16 protein-coding genes are annotated in these 15768 nt (G+C 73.0%); 10 read left to right on the top strand and 6 right to left on the bottom strand.

Annotation, left to right across the window (positions count from 1 at the left end; all coding sequences use genetic code 11):
• Positions 1-123: 123 nt before the first annotated feature.
• Positions 124-1782 carry an FAD-dependent monooxygenase gene (locus tag ABZ562_RS40495; protein ID WP_361490306.1) on the bottom strand — a complete coding sequence of 553 codons (1659 nt, stop codon included), beginning with the start codon at positions 1780-1782 and terminating at the stop codon, positions 124-126.
• 160 nt (positions 1783-1942) lie between these two features.
• On the opposite strand from ABZ562_RS40495, the gene ABZ562_RS40500 reads away from it, so the two are divergent.
• The 9 genes from ABZ562_RS40500 to ABZ562_RS40540 all read left to right on the top strand — a co-directional run bounded on the left by ABZ562_RS40500 (position 1943) and on the right by ABZ562_RS40540 (position 8881).
• Positions 1943-3115 (top strand): SchA/CurD-like domain-containing protein, encoded by a 1173-nt coding sequence (locus tag ABZ562_RS40500; RefSeq protein ID WP_361490309.1) that lies wholly within the window; start codon positions 1943-1945, stop codon positions 3113-3115.
• A 63-nt stretch (positions 3116-3178) separates the two neighbouring features.
• Positions 3179-3586, top strand: a complete 408-nt coding sequence (locus ABZ562_RS40505; protein ID WP_361490312.1) for a cupin domain-containing protein — start codon at positions 3179-3181, stop codon at positions 3584-3586.
• On the top strand, positions 3583-4845 hold the full coding sequence (locus ABZ562_RS40510) for a beta-ketoacyl-[acyl-carrier-protein] synthase family protein (protein WP_361490315.1): 1263 nt from the start codon (positions 3583-3585) through the stop codon (positions 4843-4845). The genes ABZ562_RS40505 and ABZ562_RS40510 overlap by 4 nt, the downstream gene beginning before the upstream one ends.
• Entirely contained in the window at positions 4842-6116 is a 1275-nt protein-coding gene (locus ABZ562_RS40515) for a beta-ketoacyl synthase N-terminal-like domain-containing protein (RefSeq protein ID WP_361490317.1), read from the top strand. The genes ABZ562_RS40510 and ABZ562_RS40515 overlap by 4 nt, the downstream gene beginning before the upstream one ends.
• Entirely contained in the window at positions 6116-6373 is a 258-nt protein-coding gene (locus ABZ562_RS40520) for an acyl carrier protein (protein ID WP_055549148.1), read from the top strand. Before ABZ562_RS40515 ends, ABZ562_RS40520 begins: the two co-directional genes overlap by 1 nt.
• A 1-nt stretch (position 6374) precedes the next feature.
• On the top strand, positions 6375-6839 hold the full coding sequence (locus ABZ562_RS40525) for an SRPBCC family protein (RefSeq protein WP_361490320.1): 465 nt from the start codon (positions 6375-6377) through the stop codon (positions 6837-6839).
• Positions 6840-6844: 5 nt separating this feature from the next.
• Positions 6845-7168, top strand: a complete 324-nt coding sequence (locus ABZ562_RS40530) for a TcmI family type II polyketide cyclase (protein WP_361490323.1) — start codon at positions 6845-6847, stop codon at positions 7166-7168.
• Positions 7169-7455: 287 nt separating this feature from the next.
• The gene (locus ABZ562_RS40535) at positions 7456-8043 is read left to right on the top strand and encodes a hypothetical protein (RefSeq protein ID WP_361490326.1); all 588 of its coding nucleotides are present in this window, start codon (positions 7456-7458) and stop codon (positions 8041-8043) included.
• Positions 8044-8128: 85 nt separating this feature from the next.
• Positions 8129-8881, top strand: coding sequence for a class F sortase (locus ABZ562_RS40540; protein ID WP_361490329.1), 753 nt, complete (start codon positions 8129-8131; stop codon positions 8879-8881).
• A 70-nt stretch (positions 8882-8951) separates the two neighbouring features.
• On the opposite strand, the gene ABZ562_RS40545 is transcribed toward ABZ562_RS40540, so the two are convergent.
• From ABZ562_RS40545 to ABZ562_RS40565, 5 genes are all read right to left on the bottom strand, one after another.
• Positions 8952-9944, bottom strand: a complete 993-nt coding sequence (locus ABZ562_RS40545; protein ID WP_361490345.1) for a methyltransferase — start codon at positions 9942-9944, stop codon at positions 8952-8954.
• A gap of 92 nt (positions 9945-10036) precedes the next feature.
• Positions 10037-11113, bottom strand: coding sequence for a right-handed parallel beta-helix repeat-containing protein (locus ABZ562_RS40550; RefSeq protein ID WP_361490331.1), 1077 nt, complete (start codon positions 11111-11113; stop codon positions 10037-10039).
• A 72-nt stretch (positions 11114-11185) separates the two neighbouring features.
• The gene (locus ABZ562_RS40555) at positions 11186-12265 is read right to left on the bottom strand and encodes an MBL fold metallo-hydrolase (RefSeq protein WP_361490334.1); all 1080 of its coding nucleotides are present in this window, start codon (positions 12263-12265) and stop codon (positions 11186-11188) included.
• Between the two features lie 28 nt (positions 12266-12293).
• The gene (locus ABZ562_RS40560) at positions 12294-13514 is read right to left on the bottom strand and encodes an aminotransferase class I/II-fold pyridoxal phosphate-dependent enzyme (protein ID WP_361490336.1); all 1221 of its coding nucleotides are present in this window, start codon (positions 13512-13514) and stop codon (positions 12294-12296) included.
• Positions 13515-13597: 83 nt separating this feature from the next.
• Entirely contained in the window at positions 13598-14344 is a 747-nt protein-coding gene (locus ABZ562_RS40565; protein ID WP_361490339.1) for a GAF and ANTAR domain-containing protein, read from the bottom strand.
• A gap of 217 nt (positions 14345-14561) precedes the next feature.
• Here ABZ562_RS40565 and ABZ562_RS40570 point away from each other — a divergent pair, with 217 nt between their 5' ends.
• Positions 14562-15680, top strand: coding sequence for a PAS domain-containing protein (locus ABZ562_RS40570; protein WP_361490342.1), 1119 nt, complete (start codon positions 14562-14564; stop codon positions 15678-15680).
• Positions 15681-15768 lie beyond the last annotated feature (88 nt).

Consider the following 15768-nt stretch of genomic DNA (forward strand, 5'->3'; position numbering starts at 1 on the left):
GGGGCCCACGCCCCCCCCCCCCCCCGCGGGGCGGCGCCCCCCCCACCACCCCCCCCCCGCCCCCCCCCCCCCCCCCCCCCCCCCCCCCCCCGGGGGGGGGGCTCCGCCCCCGCACCCCGCTCCTCAAGCGCCGGAGGGGCTGGTGGTGCTGCCCAGCCGCAGAACCTCCCGCAGCACCTCCGTCAGCAGGGCGTACGGGTCGGACGCCGCGCGTTCCGCGCGCCAGGCGACGAAGCCGTCGGGGCGGACGAGGACGGCGCCGTCGGGGGCGGTGCCGTGGAGTTCGGCCCAGTCCGTGCCCGGCTCGGGGGCCAGTTCGTGGTCCGGTTCGGTGCCGACGCGGTAGCAGTCGAGGGGGACGCCGAGGGCGTCGGCGGCGCGGCGGCCCGCCTCGTGCCAGGCGGCGCCGCCCGGGCCGGTGAGCAGCACGCACGTGCGCTCGTACAGGTCGAGGGTGGAGAGCCGGACGCCGCAGCGGTGGACCCACATGTGGGGGGCGCGGCTGCCGGGTTCGGCGGTGACCTCGAAGCGGTCGGGTACGGCGGGGGCGGCGGGGTTGGCGCCGAGGACCGCGCCGGTCACGTAGCGGTAGCCCATGGCGACGGCCATGACGTTGCTCTGCGGGCCGGCGGTGGGCGGGGCGGAGTAGCCGGGGTGGCTGTGTTCGGCCGAGCGTGAGGCGGCCCGGGCGCTGGTGGCCTGCGCGACGGGCTGCCGTTCGGCGCCGTAGGTCTCCAGCAGGCCGGGCCCGGCCCAGCCGCCGAGGACGGCGGCGAGCTTCCAGGCGAGGTTGTGGGCGTCCTGGATGCCGGTGTTGGAGCCGAAGGCGCCAGTGGGGGACATCTCGTGGGCGGAGTCCCCGGCGAGGAAGACACGGCCGGAGGCGTAAGCGTCGGCCACCCGCTCGGCCGCGTGCCAGGGCGCCTTTCCGGTGATCTCGACCTCCAGGTCCGGCATGCCGACGGCGGTGCGGATGTGCCGGGCGCAGCGTTCGTCGGTGAACTCTTCCAGGGTTTCGCCGCGCTCGGGGTGCCAGGGGGCGTGGAAGACCCACTGCTCCTGGTTGTCGACGGGCAGGAGCGCGCCGTCGGCCTCGGGGTTGGTGAGGTAGCAGGCGATGAAGCGGCGGTCGCCGACCACGTCCGCGAGCCGCTTGGCGCGGAAGGTGATGGACACGTTGTGGAACAGCTCGCCGCGGCCGCTCTGGCCGATGCCGAGCGCCTCGCGCACCGGGCTGCGGGGGCCGTCGGCGGCGATGAGGTAGTCGGCGCGGACGGTGGAGCGGGTCTCGGTGCGGCGGTCCAGGATGACGGCGGTGACCCCGTCGGCGTCCTGCTCGAAGGAGAGCAGTTCGGTGCCGAAGCGGAGGTCGCCGCCGAGGTCCTGGGCGGCCTGTCGCAGGACCGGTTCGAGGTCGTTCTGGCTGCACAGGCACCAGGCGGAGGGGCTGATCCGGGCGGCCTTGCCGCCGGGGTCGATGTCCCGGAAGAGCCAGTTGTGCTCGGTTCCGGTGAGCGACGGGGTCTGCATGATGCCGTGGTTGTCGGCCAGGACGGCCGCCGCCTCGCGGATCGCGGACTCCACTCCGGCCGTGCGGTACAGCTCCATCGTGCGGATGTTGTTCCCCCGGCCGCGCGGGTGGTGGGAGGTCCGCGGGTGCTTCTCGACGAGCAGGTGGCCGATCTCCAGACGGCCCAGGAACAGGGAGGCGGACAGGCCCACCAGGGAGCCGCCCGCGATGAGGACGGGCACGCGTGTCTCAGTGTCGGCAAGACGGTTCATCTTGCTGCTATGCCCGGTGTTTCCGGGCCCGTTCGGGGCTCTGACCAGGCGTTCCCTCAGATGGCTCACAAATCTCGCGCCATACGTGGGAGCGCCCCACGATCGGTCTGACGGGCGGCGTGCCCAAGGAAGGACGCCGCCTCATGAGGAGGAGTGGAACATGAGCACCCTGCCCCGGACTCCACAGCCCGCCACGACACCAACCAAGACCTCGCGGTCCTCGCGGTCCTCACTGACCGATTCGCGGCTGCGCGTGGTGCTGCTGCTGGATGTGCGCAGCGGTGCCGAGGAGCGCTTCCTTCGCGCGTACGACGAGCTGTGCCAGCAGGTGGCCTCGGTTCCGGGACATCTCAGCGACCAGTTGTGCCAGTCGATCGAGGATCCTTCCAAGTGGCTGATCACCAGCGAGTGGGAGAGCGCCCCGCCCTTCCTGGCCTGGGTGGACAGCGCGGCGCACCGGGAGATGGTCAAGCCCCTCCACGGCTGTGTGGAGGACACCCGGTCGCTGCGGTTCAGCATCCTGCGGGAGACCTCGTCACACGCCGGGGCGGAGGCGGGGAACCGGGGAAAAGGCCGACTGCAGACGGTCCCGCGGATCGGTGACGGGATCGTCCGGCATGCCCTGACGTTCACCGTGAAGCCCGGCACCGAGAAGGACGTGGCGGCCATCCTGGCCGACTACGCCTCCCCCGAGGCGCGGGTGGACGACACCACGCGGCTGTGCCGGACCTCGCTGTTCATGAGCGGCAACCGGGTGGTCCGGGCGGTGGAGGTGAAGGGCGACCTGGTGGCGGCGCTGCGCCATGTGGCGCGGCAGCCGGAGGTGCGCGCGGTCGAGGAGGCCATCAACCCGTATCTGGAGGAGGCCCGCGATCTGGACGACCCGGACTCGGCGCGGGAGTTCTTCCTGCGTGCGGCGCTGCCCGCGGTGCACCACCAGGCGGCGGCGAACGGACACGCGTCGGAGCCCGCGGGCGCGTTGCGGCGTCACGCGCTGCTGTATCCGGTCAAGGAGGGCTGCGGCACGGCCGTCGCGCAGCTGCTGGCCCGCCAGGACGAGCTGGCGTTGACCGGTGGCGCCGGGACTCCCCTGGTGAGCAGCACGATCTTCCAGCACGAGGACATCGTCGTCCGGCTGGTGGACCTGCGGGCGCGGCTGGACCGGGACCCGGCCCTCGCGGCCGGCGTCGGCGGCAAGCGTGCCGCGGCCATGATGAGCCGTCTCATCGACCACGGCCCGGACCGGGACCTGTCCCACGAGGACGGGTTGCGGCGCTTCCTCGCGGACTGCGACATGGAGCCGGTCACCGACCGCCGGTCGGCGGACCACTGACGTCCACGCTCCCCCTAATCCCCTTATGTCCCATGTCACGTCCCCTGTCCGGAGGCACCGATCATGACCACGCAGTCCCCTCACATCGTCGACCTCGCCGACATCGCTCCCAACACACGGCGCGGCGGCGATCTGCGCGCCATGCTCACCCCGAGCACGGTGGGCGCCACCAGCGGCTTCATGGGCCTGGCCCTCATCCAGCCGGGTGACCGCATCGGTGAGCACTACCACCCGTACTCCGAGGAGTTCGTGTTCGTCGTCCGCGGCGACCTGGAGGTGGACCTGGACGGGACCGCGCACCGGCTGCGCCCCGACCAGGGCCTGCTGATCCCCCGCGACATGCGGCACCGCTTCCGCAACGTCGGCGACACCGAGGCCCGGATGGTCTTCCATCTGGGCCCGCTGGCTCCCCGTCCCGAGCTGGGGCACGTGGACACGGAGGCCACCGAACCTGCCGAGGCGTCATCGTGACGCGACGGGTGGCGATCACCGGGCTCGGCGTGGTCGCACCGGGGGGCGTGGGTGTTCCGGCCTTCTGGGACATGCTCACCGCCGGGCGTACGGCGACGCGCGGTATCACGCTGTTCGATCCCGCGGGCTTCCGTTCGCGGATCGCCGCCGAATGCGACTTCGACCCGGTGGCCGCCGGACTGGCCGTGGAGCAGGTCGAACGCTCCGACCGCTACGTCCAGTTCGCGCTGGCGGCCTCCAGGGAGGCCGTACGGGACGCGGGGCTGGAGACCGGGGCGGGCGACCAGTGGCGTACGGGGGTGTCGCTGGGCACCGCGGTCGGCGGCACCACCCGGCTGGAGCACGACTACGTCGAGGTCAGCAACAAGGGCGAGTCGTGGAACGTGGACCACCGGCGGGCCGGGCCGCATCTGCACCGGGCGTTCTCGCCCAGCGCGCTGGCCTCCGGGGTGGCGGAGCTGATCGGGGCGCAGGGGCCGGTGCAGACCGTCTCGACGGGCTGCACCTCGGGCCTGGACGCGATCGGGTACGGCTTCCAGGCGATCGAGGAGAACCGGGCCGACGTGTGCGTCGCGGGCGCGGCGGACTCGCCGATCTCCCCCATCACGGTGGCCTGCTTCGACGCGATCAAGGCGACGTCGGCCAACAACGACGACCCCGAACACGCGTCGCGGCCGTTCGACGCGCGCCGGGACGGCTTCGTGCTGGGCGAGGGCGCCGCCGTGCTGATCCTGGAGGAGCTGGAGCACGCCCGCGCCCGCGGCGCCCGGATCTACTGCGAGATCAGGGGCTTCGCCACCTACGGCAACGCGTACCACATGACCGGGCTGACCCGGGAGGGCCTGGAGATGTCCGAGGCCATCGACCACGCGCTCGGCCACGCCCGGGTCAACAGCTCCGACATCGACTACGTCAACGCGCACGGCTCCGGCACCCAGCAGAACGACCGCCACGAGACGGCCGCGGTCAAGCGCTCGCTGGGCGATCACGCGTACCGGACGCCGATGAGTTCGATCAAATCCATGGTGGGGCATTCGCTGGGCGCCATCGGGGCCATCGAGATCGTGGCCTGCACCCTGGCCCTCGCGCACGGCGTGGTGCCGCCCACCGCCAACTACGAGAATCCCGACCCCGAGTGCGATCTGGACTACGTACCGCGCACCGCCCGGTCCCTGCCGCTGCGCCACGTGCTGTCGGTGGGCAGCGGGTTCGGCGGCTTCCAGTCCGCGGTGGTGCTCAGTCATGGGGGTGCGTCATGAACGCGACCGTGAAGACGGACAGGAAGGCCGCGACCGGGCGGCACATCCGGGGCACGGCGATCACCGGAATGGGGATCGTGGCGCCGGGCGGCGTGGGGACGGACGCCTTCTGGAAGGGCGTACGGGAGGGGATCACCTGCCTCGACCGGCTCACCCGCGAGGGCTGCGAGGACTTTCCGCTGCGGGTGGCGGGCCAGGTCCGGGACTTCGAGCCGGGATCGCTGATCGAGGAGCGGTATCTCGTCCAGACCGACCGCTTCACCCACTTCGCGATGGCCGCGGCCGAGCTGGCGCTGGACGACGCGAGGCTGCCGCGCCGGGACATGTCGCCGTTCGCGGTGGGCGTGGTGACCGCGTCCGGCTCGGGCGGCGGCGAGTTCGGCCAGCGCGAGCTGCAGCAGCTGTGGGGCAGGGGGCCGCGCTATGTGGGCCCGTACCAGTCCATCGCCTGGTTCTACGCGGCCAGCACCGGCCAGATCTCCATCCGCGGCGGGTTCAAGGGCCCGTGCGGGGTGGTGGCCAACGACGAGGCGGGCGGCCTGGACGCGCTCGCGCACGCCTGCCGGTCGATCCGGCACGGGGCGGACGCGATCGTGGTGGGCGCCGCCGAGGCGCCGCTCGCCCCGTACTCGGTGGTCTGCCAGCTGGGGTACGAGGAGATGAGCCTGGCCCGGGACGCGGGCCGGGCCTATCTGCCGTTCACCGCCGACGCCTGCGGCTTCGCCCCGGGCGAGGGCGGGGCGATGCTCATCGTCGAGGAGGAGGGCGCGGCGCTGCGCCGCGGGGCGCGCGTGCGCGGCCGGATCCTGGGCCACGGCGCGACCTTCACCGGCCCGTCGATGTGGGAGCGGTCCCGGGAAGGGCTCGCGCAGGCCATCCGCGTCGCGCTGGCCGAGGCCGGCTGCGCCCCGCAGGAGATCGACGTGGTGTTCGCGGACGCCCTCGGCGTACCGGAGGCGGACCGCGCCGAGGCCCTGGCGATCACCGACGCGCTCGGCGCGCACGGCCGCCGGGTGCCGGTGACCGCCCCCAAGACCGGCTTCGGCCGGGCGTACTGCGCGGCCCCGGTCCTGGACGTGGCGGCCGCGGTGCTCGCCATGGAACACCGCGTCGTGCCGCCCACCCCGTACGTCACCGACGTATGCCATGACCTCGACCTCGTCACCGGCAGTTCCCGCGCCGGGCGGCCCCGGACCGCGCTGGTGCTGAGCCGGGGGCTCATGGGTTGCAACGCGGCGCTCGTGCTCCGCGGCCCGGAAGGAGATATCTGATGTCCAGTCAACTGTCCTACGCAGACCTGGCCTCGCTCATGAAGCGCTGTGCCGGACTGACCGTCGACCCGGAGCTGATGCGCACCCGGCCGGACTCCCCGTTCGAGGAGTACGGCCTGGACTCGCTCGGGCTGCTCGCGATCGTCGGCGAGCTGGAGAACCAGTACGGCACCCCGATCGAGCCCGGCGCCGAGAGCTCCAAGACGCCCGGTGACTTCCTCGACGTCATCAACACCTCACTCACCACGGGAGCATGAGATGACCGGCCACACCGACAACGACATCCTGATCAAGGCCCCTCTGGACCTCGTCTGGGACATGACGAACGACCTGGAGAACTGGCCGAACCTGTTCAGCGAGTACGCGTCGGTCGAGGTGCTCCAGCGGAACGGGGACACCACCACCTTCCGGCTGACCATGCACCCGGACGAGAACGGCAAGGTCTGGAGCTGGGTCTCCGAGCGCGAGACGGCCCGCGATGTGCGGACCGTATGGGCGCGCCGGGTGGAGACCGGGCCCTTCGCCTTCATGAACATCCGCTGGGAGTACGAGGAGGAGGCCGGGGGCACCCGGATGCGCTGGACCCAGGATTTCGAGATGAAGCCGGACGCGCCGGTGGACGACGCCGGAATGACCGAGCACATCAACCGAAACTCCAAAATCCAGATGGAGCTGATCCGGGACAAGATCGAGCAGCGCGCCCGCGCGCGGGTCGGGGCGTGAGGAAAATGCACCGTGAACTGATCGTGGCCCGCATGAAGGAGAACGCGGCCGAGGACATAGCCGCCGTCTTCGAGGAGTCGGACCGCCATGGGGAACTGTCGCATCTGATAGGCGTGCGCGGCCGGAGTCTGTTCCAGTTCGGTGATGTGTATCTGCATCTCATCGAGGCCGACAAACCGCCGGGGCCCGAGGTCGCTCGGGTGTCCGGCCATCCGGAGTTCCGCGCCATCAGCGAACGGCTCTCGGCGTACGTACAGGCCTACGACCCGGCGACCTGGCGCGAGCCGAAGGACGCCATGGCGAGGGAGTTCTACCGCTGGGAGCGCTGAAGCGCTTTTCGAACGAGCTGTTTCCGAACCGGCTGCCGCGTCCGCGGAAGCCGGTTCCGGCGTTTGAAAGCCTGTCGTCCAATCAGTTGAATGACCATCAGCCCGTTCGCGCGGCAAAAGAGTGATCAAGGGGCGGAACTCCACTCGGAGGGCTTACATCCGTCAGATTTGCGGGCCGCGCCAAGTGGCAGCCGAGCTCCTCTTCGCTGACGGTGGTTAAGACGCCGACGCGATCCCTTTGTCTGGCAAATAGTCAGTAATCGTGCCGGTGCCGGAAGGAATGACTCATGCGATCTACTCGCGCACTCTTCGCCGGGGCGGCGATTGCCGCCACCCTGACCCTGGGCGCCCCCGCCGCCGCGTTCGCTGCCGACGTCTCGGACCCGGGCGGTCACGGCGGGTACTCGAGCAGCCAGGAGTCCTCCGAGGACGGCTACGGTCAGAGCGGCAGCTCCTGGAAGGACAAGGACAAGGACCAGAAGGAAGAGCACGGCAAGGAAGAAGAGCAGGGCAAGGAAGAAGAGCACGGCAAGGAAGAGCAGAAGGGCAAGGACGAGGGCGGCGAGCGCGACCACGACTGGTCCGACAGCAGCAAGGGCAAGGACGAGGGCGGCGAGCGCGAGCACGACTGGTCCGACAGCGACAAGGGCAAGGACGAGGACCACGGCGAGCACGACTGGTCGGGCAAGAAGGGCGACTGGGACGGCGGTTCGTGGAAGGGCCACGAGAAGCCGAAGGGTGGCGTCCACACCGGTGGTGGCGGCATGGCCACCACGGGCAGCGGCATGGCCGCCGGTTCGGTTCTGCTCCTCGGTGGTCTCGGCGCCGGCGCCTACGCCCTGCGTCGCCGCAAGCCGTCCGGCACCGCCATCTGAGCCTGACGCTTCGGAAAACCCGTGCTGCCGTGGCACCACCGCTGGCTTCGGCGGAGGTGCCACGGCAGCGCCACGGACGGGCGCTGTGAGAAAGGCGAACACCCGCATGGGCAAACAGGGCAAGCAGGGCGGTACTGACAGCAACACCCGCACGCTCCGATGGGCCGCGGCATCGGCGCTCATCGGTGTCTTCCTCATCTACAACTCGGTCGACGCCTCCTCCCAGTCCTCCTCCCCGGTGGCACCGGCCACGCCCGCGGCCACCGCCGCCGAGACGGATTCGCAGCCGGAGACGGCGGAGGTGCCCCCGGAGGACCGGTCCGACCTGCGGTCACCGGCGGCCAGGCCCGCGTCCCGGCCCGGGCCCGCGCTGCCGCGGTCGGCCCCGAACCGGCTGGACATCCCCTCGATCGGTGTGAGCGCCCCGTTCACCGCGCTGTCGCTCAACCCCCAGGGCACGCTGGTCCCGCCGCCCGACACCGACAACAACCTCGTCGGCTGGTACAAGGCCGGCCCCACCCCAGGTGAGCGCGGCAACGCCATCGTGGCCGGGCACGTGGACACCAAGTCCGGCCCGGCGGTGTTCGCCATGCTCAGCTCCCTGAAGGCGGGCGGCAAGGTGACCGTCACCCGCGACGACGGCATCCTCGCCACGTTCGTCGTCGACGAGGTGCGGACCTTCGAGAAGAAGGACTTCCCGGACCGGGAGGTGTACGGGGACACCAACGACGCCCAGCTACGCGTGATCACCTGTGGCGGCGCGTACGACCACACCGCGAAGGACTACACGGCCAACGTGGTGGTGTTCGCCCACCTCAGCTCGTTCCGCTGGGCCTGAGCCGCCCCGGAACACCACGGTGCCCGCGCCCCTCCCGGAGGGGCGCGGGCACCTTCCTGCGCGCCGGTGGCTAGCCGGGCACCCGGCTGTCGATGGCGTGCAGATACGCGTTGACGGGACGGCTCTCGGTGACGCTCAGCCCGGCCTCGGTCATCCGCGCCACCAGGCTGTCCGTGGTGTGCTTGCGGCCGCCCACGTTCAGCAGCAGGAACAGGTCCATGGCCGTGGTGAACGAGGAGTGGCTGTTGTCGATGAGGTTCTCGATAACGAGCACCCGGGCGCCGGGCCGCGCGGCCGCGACCACGTTGGCGAGCGTGCGGCGGGTGTTCTCGTCGTTCCATTCCAGGATGTTCTTGATGATGTAGAGATCGGCCCGGACCGGGATCTCCCGGCGGCAGTCGCCCGGCACCAGCGTGGCCCGCTCCGCCAGCGCGCCGCCGTCCCGCAGCCGGGGGTCGGCGCCCGCCACCACCTGCGGCAGGTCCAGCAGGGTGCCGCGCAGATCGGGGCGCCGCTCCAGCAGGCTGGCCAGCACATGGCCCTGGCCGCCGCCGATGTCGGCGACCTCCTTCACCCCGTCGAGGTCGACGAAGGCGGCGACGTCGGCCGCGGACTGCCGGCTGGAGGTGGTCATCGCCCGGTCGAAGACCTCGGCCGACTCGGGCGCGTCCTCGTGCAGATAGGTGAAGAAGTCCTTGCCGTAGAGGTCGTCGAAGACGACGCCGCCGGAGCGCACCGCCCGGTCGAGCCGCGGCCAGACCTCCCAGGTCCAGGGCTCGGTGCACCACAGGGAGATGTATCGCAGGCTGCGCGGGGCGTCCTCGCGCAGCAGCCGGGACATCTCGGTGTGGACGAAGCGGCCGTCGTCGGTCTCGGCGAAGATCCCGCAGCAGGCCAGGGCGCGCAGCAGGCGGCACAGCGGATCGGGTTCGGCGTCCACCGTGGCGGCGAGCTCGCCGACGGAGGTGGGCTGCTCGCCCAGCGCGTCGGCGACGCGCAGCCGGGCCGCGGCGCGTACGGCGGCGGCCCGGGCGGCGCCGAAGGCGATCTCCCGCAGCTGCATGGCCGCCGCCTGGGACGCGGCCGCCGGAGTCTCGTCGCCGGGGGCCGGGGTGTCGGGGGCCGGGGTGGCCGTGGTGGTCATGTCGCCGCCTCTCAGCACCGGCCGGTGGGCACCGACAGCGTGCAGACGTTGCCGGTGAAGGTGTTGCCGGGGCCCTTGTCCCGGTCGGCCACGTCGGCGGGCTTGTTGCCGGTGAGCACATTGCGGCTGATGGCGTTCTTGGTGTTCGCGATGCCGACGACGCTCTTGAACAGCACGATGCCGCCGGACATGGGCGAGGTGCCGACGTTGTTGTGCACCTGGTTGCCGGTCACCCGGGTGCCCTCGGTGCCGGTGAGCACGATGCCGGCGCCCTGGATGAACGGCAGCCGGGCGTTGGGCGCGCAGTAGGCGTTGTTCTCGTGGACGGCGTTGTGGGCCACCGTCAGGTCCCCGGCGCGCGGCGTGGACTCGTCGCCCACGACGAACACCCCGCCGCAGTTGCCGGTGGCGGTGTTCTGCTCGACGGTCAGGTTCCGCAGCCGGCGCACCACGACGCCGATCCGGTTGCCGGACAGCCGGTTCTCGGCGACCCGGGTGCCCTTGGCGTCGGTGGCGCCGCCCTCGGCGTCGACGGTGTTGGCGAGGAAGATGCCCGATTCCTTGTTGTTGCGGGAGACGTTGCGGAGGAAGGCCCCCCGGGTGGACAGCTCCTGGCCGATGCCCTGCTGCCCGTTCTTCTCGGCGAGGGTGTCGCGCACGTCCATCCGGACGGTGCGGGAGCCCCAGATGCCGTTCTTGGGGAAGCCGCTGACGGTCAGCGAGCGGATCCGGACATTGCTGACGGGGTGTTGGGCCGTACCGGTGACGCATACGCCGTGCCCGGCCTTGCCGCAGGCGTTGGCCGACGCCTTGGCGGGCGCGGTGAGGACGGTCGTCCGGCCCACGCCCCGCAGGGTCAGCCGGCTCTTGGTGATCTGCACGTTCTCCCGGTAGACACCGGCCCGCAGCTGGATGGTGTCCCCGGGCCTGGCCGCCTTGACCGCGGCCTGGATCGACTGGCCCGGCTTGACGGTGTGCACGGTGGGCGCGGTGGGTGCCGGGGCGGCGTGGGCGCCCGGCAGCTGGGTGAGTTCGATGGCGAGGGCGGCCGTGAGGCCCGCGAGGTAGCGAAGCTTTCGTGTGCGCATGAACAGGAAGTTATGGGCGAGTTGCACTACTCGCCACTTATTCCCCCTTTTGTCCGCTACATCCTTTGGCCCCTACTCCAGCACCCGGGAGCCGCCGACCGGCAGGTCCCACAGCTCCTCGCGGGGACGGCCCGTCGCCTCGAAGGCGGCGCGGACCCGGTGCAGCGGCTCCAGCGGCGGTTCGGCGGAGAGCAGGAACGTCGACCAGTGCATCGGGACCAGCGTCCGCGCCCCGAGGTCCAGATACGCCCGTACGGCCTCCTCGGGATCGGTGTGCACCGGGCGCAGCATCCAGCGCGGGTCGTACGCGCCGATCGGCAGCAGCGCCAGGTCGATGCCCGGGTAGCGGCGGCCGATCTCCTGGAACCAGTGGCCGTAGCCGGTGTCGCCCGCGAAGTACACCCGCTGCCCGTCGGGCCCGGTGACGACCCATCCGCCCCACAGCGAGCGGCAGGTGTCGGTCAGGGTGCGCTTGCTCCAGTGGTGCGCGGGGACGAAGTCGAAGCGGACCGGGCCGCCCTCGCCCGGCAGTTCGGCCGCCTCCCACCAGTCCAGCTCGGTCACCCGGGTGAACCGGCGCGCCCGGAACCACCCGGCCAGCCCGGCCGGGACGAACAGCGGCGTGTCCCGGGGCAGCCGCTTGAGCGTGGGCGCGTCGAGGTGGTCGTAGTGGTTGTGGCTGATGACCACCGCGTCGACGGGCGGCAGGTCCTCCCAGCGCACCCCGGGCGGGGTGACCCGGGCCGGGGTGCCGAGGATCCTGCGGGACCAGACCGGGTCGGTGAGCACGGTCAGCCCGCCGATCCGCAGCACCCAGCTGGCGTGCCCGGCCCAGGTCAGCGCCACCCGCCGGGGGCCGGCCTGCGGCAGCGGGCCCGGCGCGAAGGGGAGGTCGGGGATCTGGCGCAGCGTCTCCGCCGGCGGCCGCAGCCGCCCCTCGCGGGCCAGCCGGGCGAGGGCGCGCACCCCGGGCAGCGGGGCGGTGAGCCGGTGGAGGAACGAGCGCGGCCAGGTGCGGACCTCGCCGAGCGGGCGGGGCGCGGTCAGCGGCGGGGGCGCGACGGACGACGGATGCCCCGCGCGGAGCGGCCGCGGCGTGGGGGGCAGACCGCGGCCCTCCCCCGCCTCGGTGGGTTCGGCCTGGTCGGTCATGGGGTGCGCTCCCTTCGCGGTGGGCCGGTCATGGCGCCCCGGCCCGGACGAGGTCACCGAATACCCTTTCGAAGGCGGCCAACTCCTCGGCGACCGAGGGGAGTTCCAGCGGGTCCGGGGCGACCAGCGCGGCGAGCCGCAGCTCGTCCGACGCCCCGAGCAGCGGCAGCGTCGACAGCCGGACCCGCAGGGTGTGCGGCGGGTCGCCGAACCGGTGGCCGCCGGCCACCGCCGGGCCGAGCCGCCCGGCGAGGTGACGCTCCAGCTCCACCGAATCGGTGAGGGAGCGGGCGGCGAGCACCCCGCGCAGCTCGTCGAGGTCCGCGTACAGCTGGCGGCCGGCCTGCGGCGGACGGCACAGCGCGCCGACGGCGGTCAGCGCCCGGTACGCCGCGGCCGCCACCGCCCCGTGCGCGCGGGCGGCGGCCACCATCCGGTCGCGGACCGGCTCGGGCTCGGTCAGCGCGTACCCGGCGGCCAGCGAGACGGCCGTGGGCAGCCCGGCCCGTACGGCGGTGAGCATGGACAGCACCCGGGCGCGCAGCTCCGCGCCGCGCTCGGTGGCCGGGAACCGGGCCACCGCGGCGGGCCAGCCGACCGGGGCGAGGGCGCCCGCGAGATCGGTGAGCACGACCACGTCCTCGGGCGCCATCTCGGCGGGGCTCAGCAGCACCGTGCCGTGCGGATGGTGCACCGTGTCCCGCCACGTCTCGTCGCTCACGATCAGCAGCCCCTCGGCCACCGCCGCCTCGCACACCTCGTGCAGCAGCTCGGGCGGGGCCACGGTGCCGGTCGGGTCGTCGGCGACGGACAGCAGCAGGATGCGCGGCACCCCGCCCTCGGCCCGGACCCGGCGGACGGTCTCCAGCAGCGCGAACGGATCGGGCAGCCCGCCGCACTCGGCCGGTACCGGGGCGTGGTGGCCGCGCCGGTCCACCAGCCGCACCAGCGGCTCGTACCAGGCGGCGCAGGGGCGGGGCAGCAGGACGTCGCCGCCGGGGGCCGAGGCGAGCAGCGCGAGCAGCAGCGGCTCTGCGCCGGGGGCGGCCACGACGTGCGCGGGATCGGTCCACAGCCCGCGCCGCGACCAGTAGCCGCAGGCGGCCGCGCGCAGGTCGGCGGAGCCGCCGACCGGCTCCGGCGCGCCCCGGTCCGCGGCCGCCGCGAAGCACGCGGCCAGCTCGGGGAGGACCGGCAGCCCGCCGTCGTCCCGCTCGGCCGGCGCCGGTGCGGTCCACTGCCGTTGCATGTCCACACCTTTCGTGTGTGTACCGACGCTGTCCACCTTCGCAGATCGGCGGTGGTGGCGGCGTGGGACGACACCGGCAGCCGTCAGGCGGAGCCGCCGTCCTGGTCCAGCGCCATCAGCCGGCGCTCCATGCCGCGGCCGCGGGTCCGGACGACCGTCTCGGCCAGGCTCACCAGCTTGCGGTTGGTCCGCTGCGAGGCCCGGCGCAGCAGGTCGAAGGCGCGGTCGGCGTCGCAGCCCAGCACGTACATCACGATCCCGCACGCCTGGTCGACCACGGGGCGTGACCGCAGCGCCGCGTCCAGCTGGTCCACCTGGGCGAGGGCGGCGCGGTAGAGGCGGTCCCGGGCCAGGCTCTCGGTGGTGAGGTCGCCCAGCAGCTCGGTGGCGCCCTGGGCGGCCTTCTCCAGGGGGCCGGGCCGCAGGCCGTAGAGGGAGATCGTCACCGTCAGCCCGTCGCATTCGAACGGCAGCGTCGCGCTGGAGCGCACCCCCGCGTCCAGCGCCCGGGCCCGGTAGCGCGGCCAGCGCGGATCGTGGAGCAGATCGTCGGCGCCCGCCGGGCGGCCGGTGTCCAGGGCGGCCAGGATCGGGCCCTCGCCCGACATCATCTGCACCGACACCAGCGCCGACAGATCGGGGTGGGTGGCCGCAGTCGTCCGGTCGTCCTCCGCGTCGACGGGCGCGTCCTGCGGCAGGAGCGCGGTGGCGGTCGCCCCGCAGCTGGCCGGGGTACACGAGGCGGCCAGCTCCGCCAGCTCCGCCAGGCCCCGGCCGAGCGACGGGGTGTCGGGCTGACACTGCGAACGGCTGTACGAGCGTTCGGGCATCGCCGGCTCCGGTCCTTTCCTACCCTGAGGGTCCCTTTCGGTCGGCTTCCCGCTGGCTTGCGCGGAAAACAACACCGGACCAGTGCCCCGCCGCCGGTCGGGCTAACGTGTGCGCATGTCCCGGGCGCAGGATTTTGGTGCGGAACTCACGGATTTCCGCAGACGTGTCGATGAATTGCGAACGGCGAGGGCACTGCCCTCGCAGGAGCGGCTGTCCGTGCTGGACGCCGCTCTTTTCGAGCTTCAGCACGTGGTCGATGTGCTGTGGCCGCGGTACGAGGAGCTGGCCGCGGCCAGCCGCGTCCCCCCGGGAGGCCGGTCCGACCCCCATGAACAGCAGTTGCTGCGCGCCCTGTTCCAGCGACTGCCCATTCCCGTCGTTTTGCTGGACCGGGAGTCCGTCGTCCGGCGTATGAACTTCGCCGCGACCCAGCTGTTCAACACCCGCGCCGGATACGCCACCGGCCGCCCGCTGACGTCGTCGCTGCGCCGCGACGGGCAGGCGGCGCTGCGGTCGCAGGTCGCGGCGGTGGCGCGCGGGGAGGGCGGGCGCAGTCTGACCGTGCACCTGTCGCGGCCCGGCCCTGACGGCGCCCTGCGGGTGACACTGGCGGCCCTGCGGCCGCCGGGCGAGCCGCAGCCCGCGGTGCTGGCCGCCTTCCAGCCGGACCGCGGCACGGCGGCCACCTCCTCGGTCACCCTCCCGGTGCCGAGGAACGCGGGGAAGGACACGGTGGACGGGACGGCCGCGCAACCGGATCTGGCCGAGGTGACGCGCCACGCCGAGTTGCTGGATCTGGTCGACGACATGGCGACGGCGCTGCTGGGGGCGACCCTCGCGGGCGACGGGCCGGAGGAGGTGCTGGGGCGGGCGGCGGAGCTGCTGCACGGCCGGTTCGCGGACTGGGTGATCGTCGACGTGGCCACGGACGGCACCGGCGCGCCGCGCCGGGTGGTGGCGCTCGGCCCGCCGGAGGCGGCCGGTGAGCGGACGGCGTCGCTGGCCGGGCAGGATCCGGCCGGCTGCCCGCTGGTGGTCGAGGCGCTGGACGACGGGGTGGCGGCGCTGCGGGTGAGCCCGCCGGACGCGAACGCCTTCGGCCGGGACGCCACGGGCGCGCCCGTGCTGGTCCGGGAGGAGGTCGTCTCGCTGCTGTGCATCCCGCTGCGGGTCTCGCCCACGGCCCCGGTCCTCGGCGCGCTCACGCTGTTCCGTACGGCCGGCCGGAGCGCGTTCGAGATGGCGGAGGCGGGCGCGGCGGACCGCGTCTCCCGCCACATCGCCCTGGCCCTCAGCCGCCCCCGGGTCCGGGAGGCGGGGGCGGTGGAGGGCTAGGGGGTGTCGTGTGGATCAGGCCGGATCAGCGAGCGGCGTCTGGTGCAGGGGGCACCTCCCAGCGGTAGCTGGGGGAGCCTCGCAACCC

This window comes from Streptomyces sp. NPDC019937, assembly GCF_040631655.1.
Classification (GTDB): domain Bacteria; phylum Actinomycetota; class Actinomycetes; order Streptomycetales; family Streptomycetaceae; genus Streptomyces.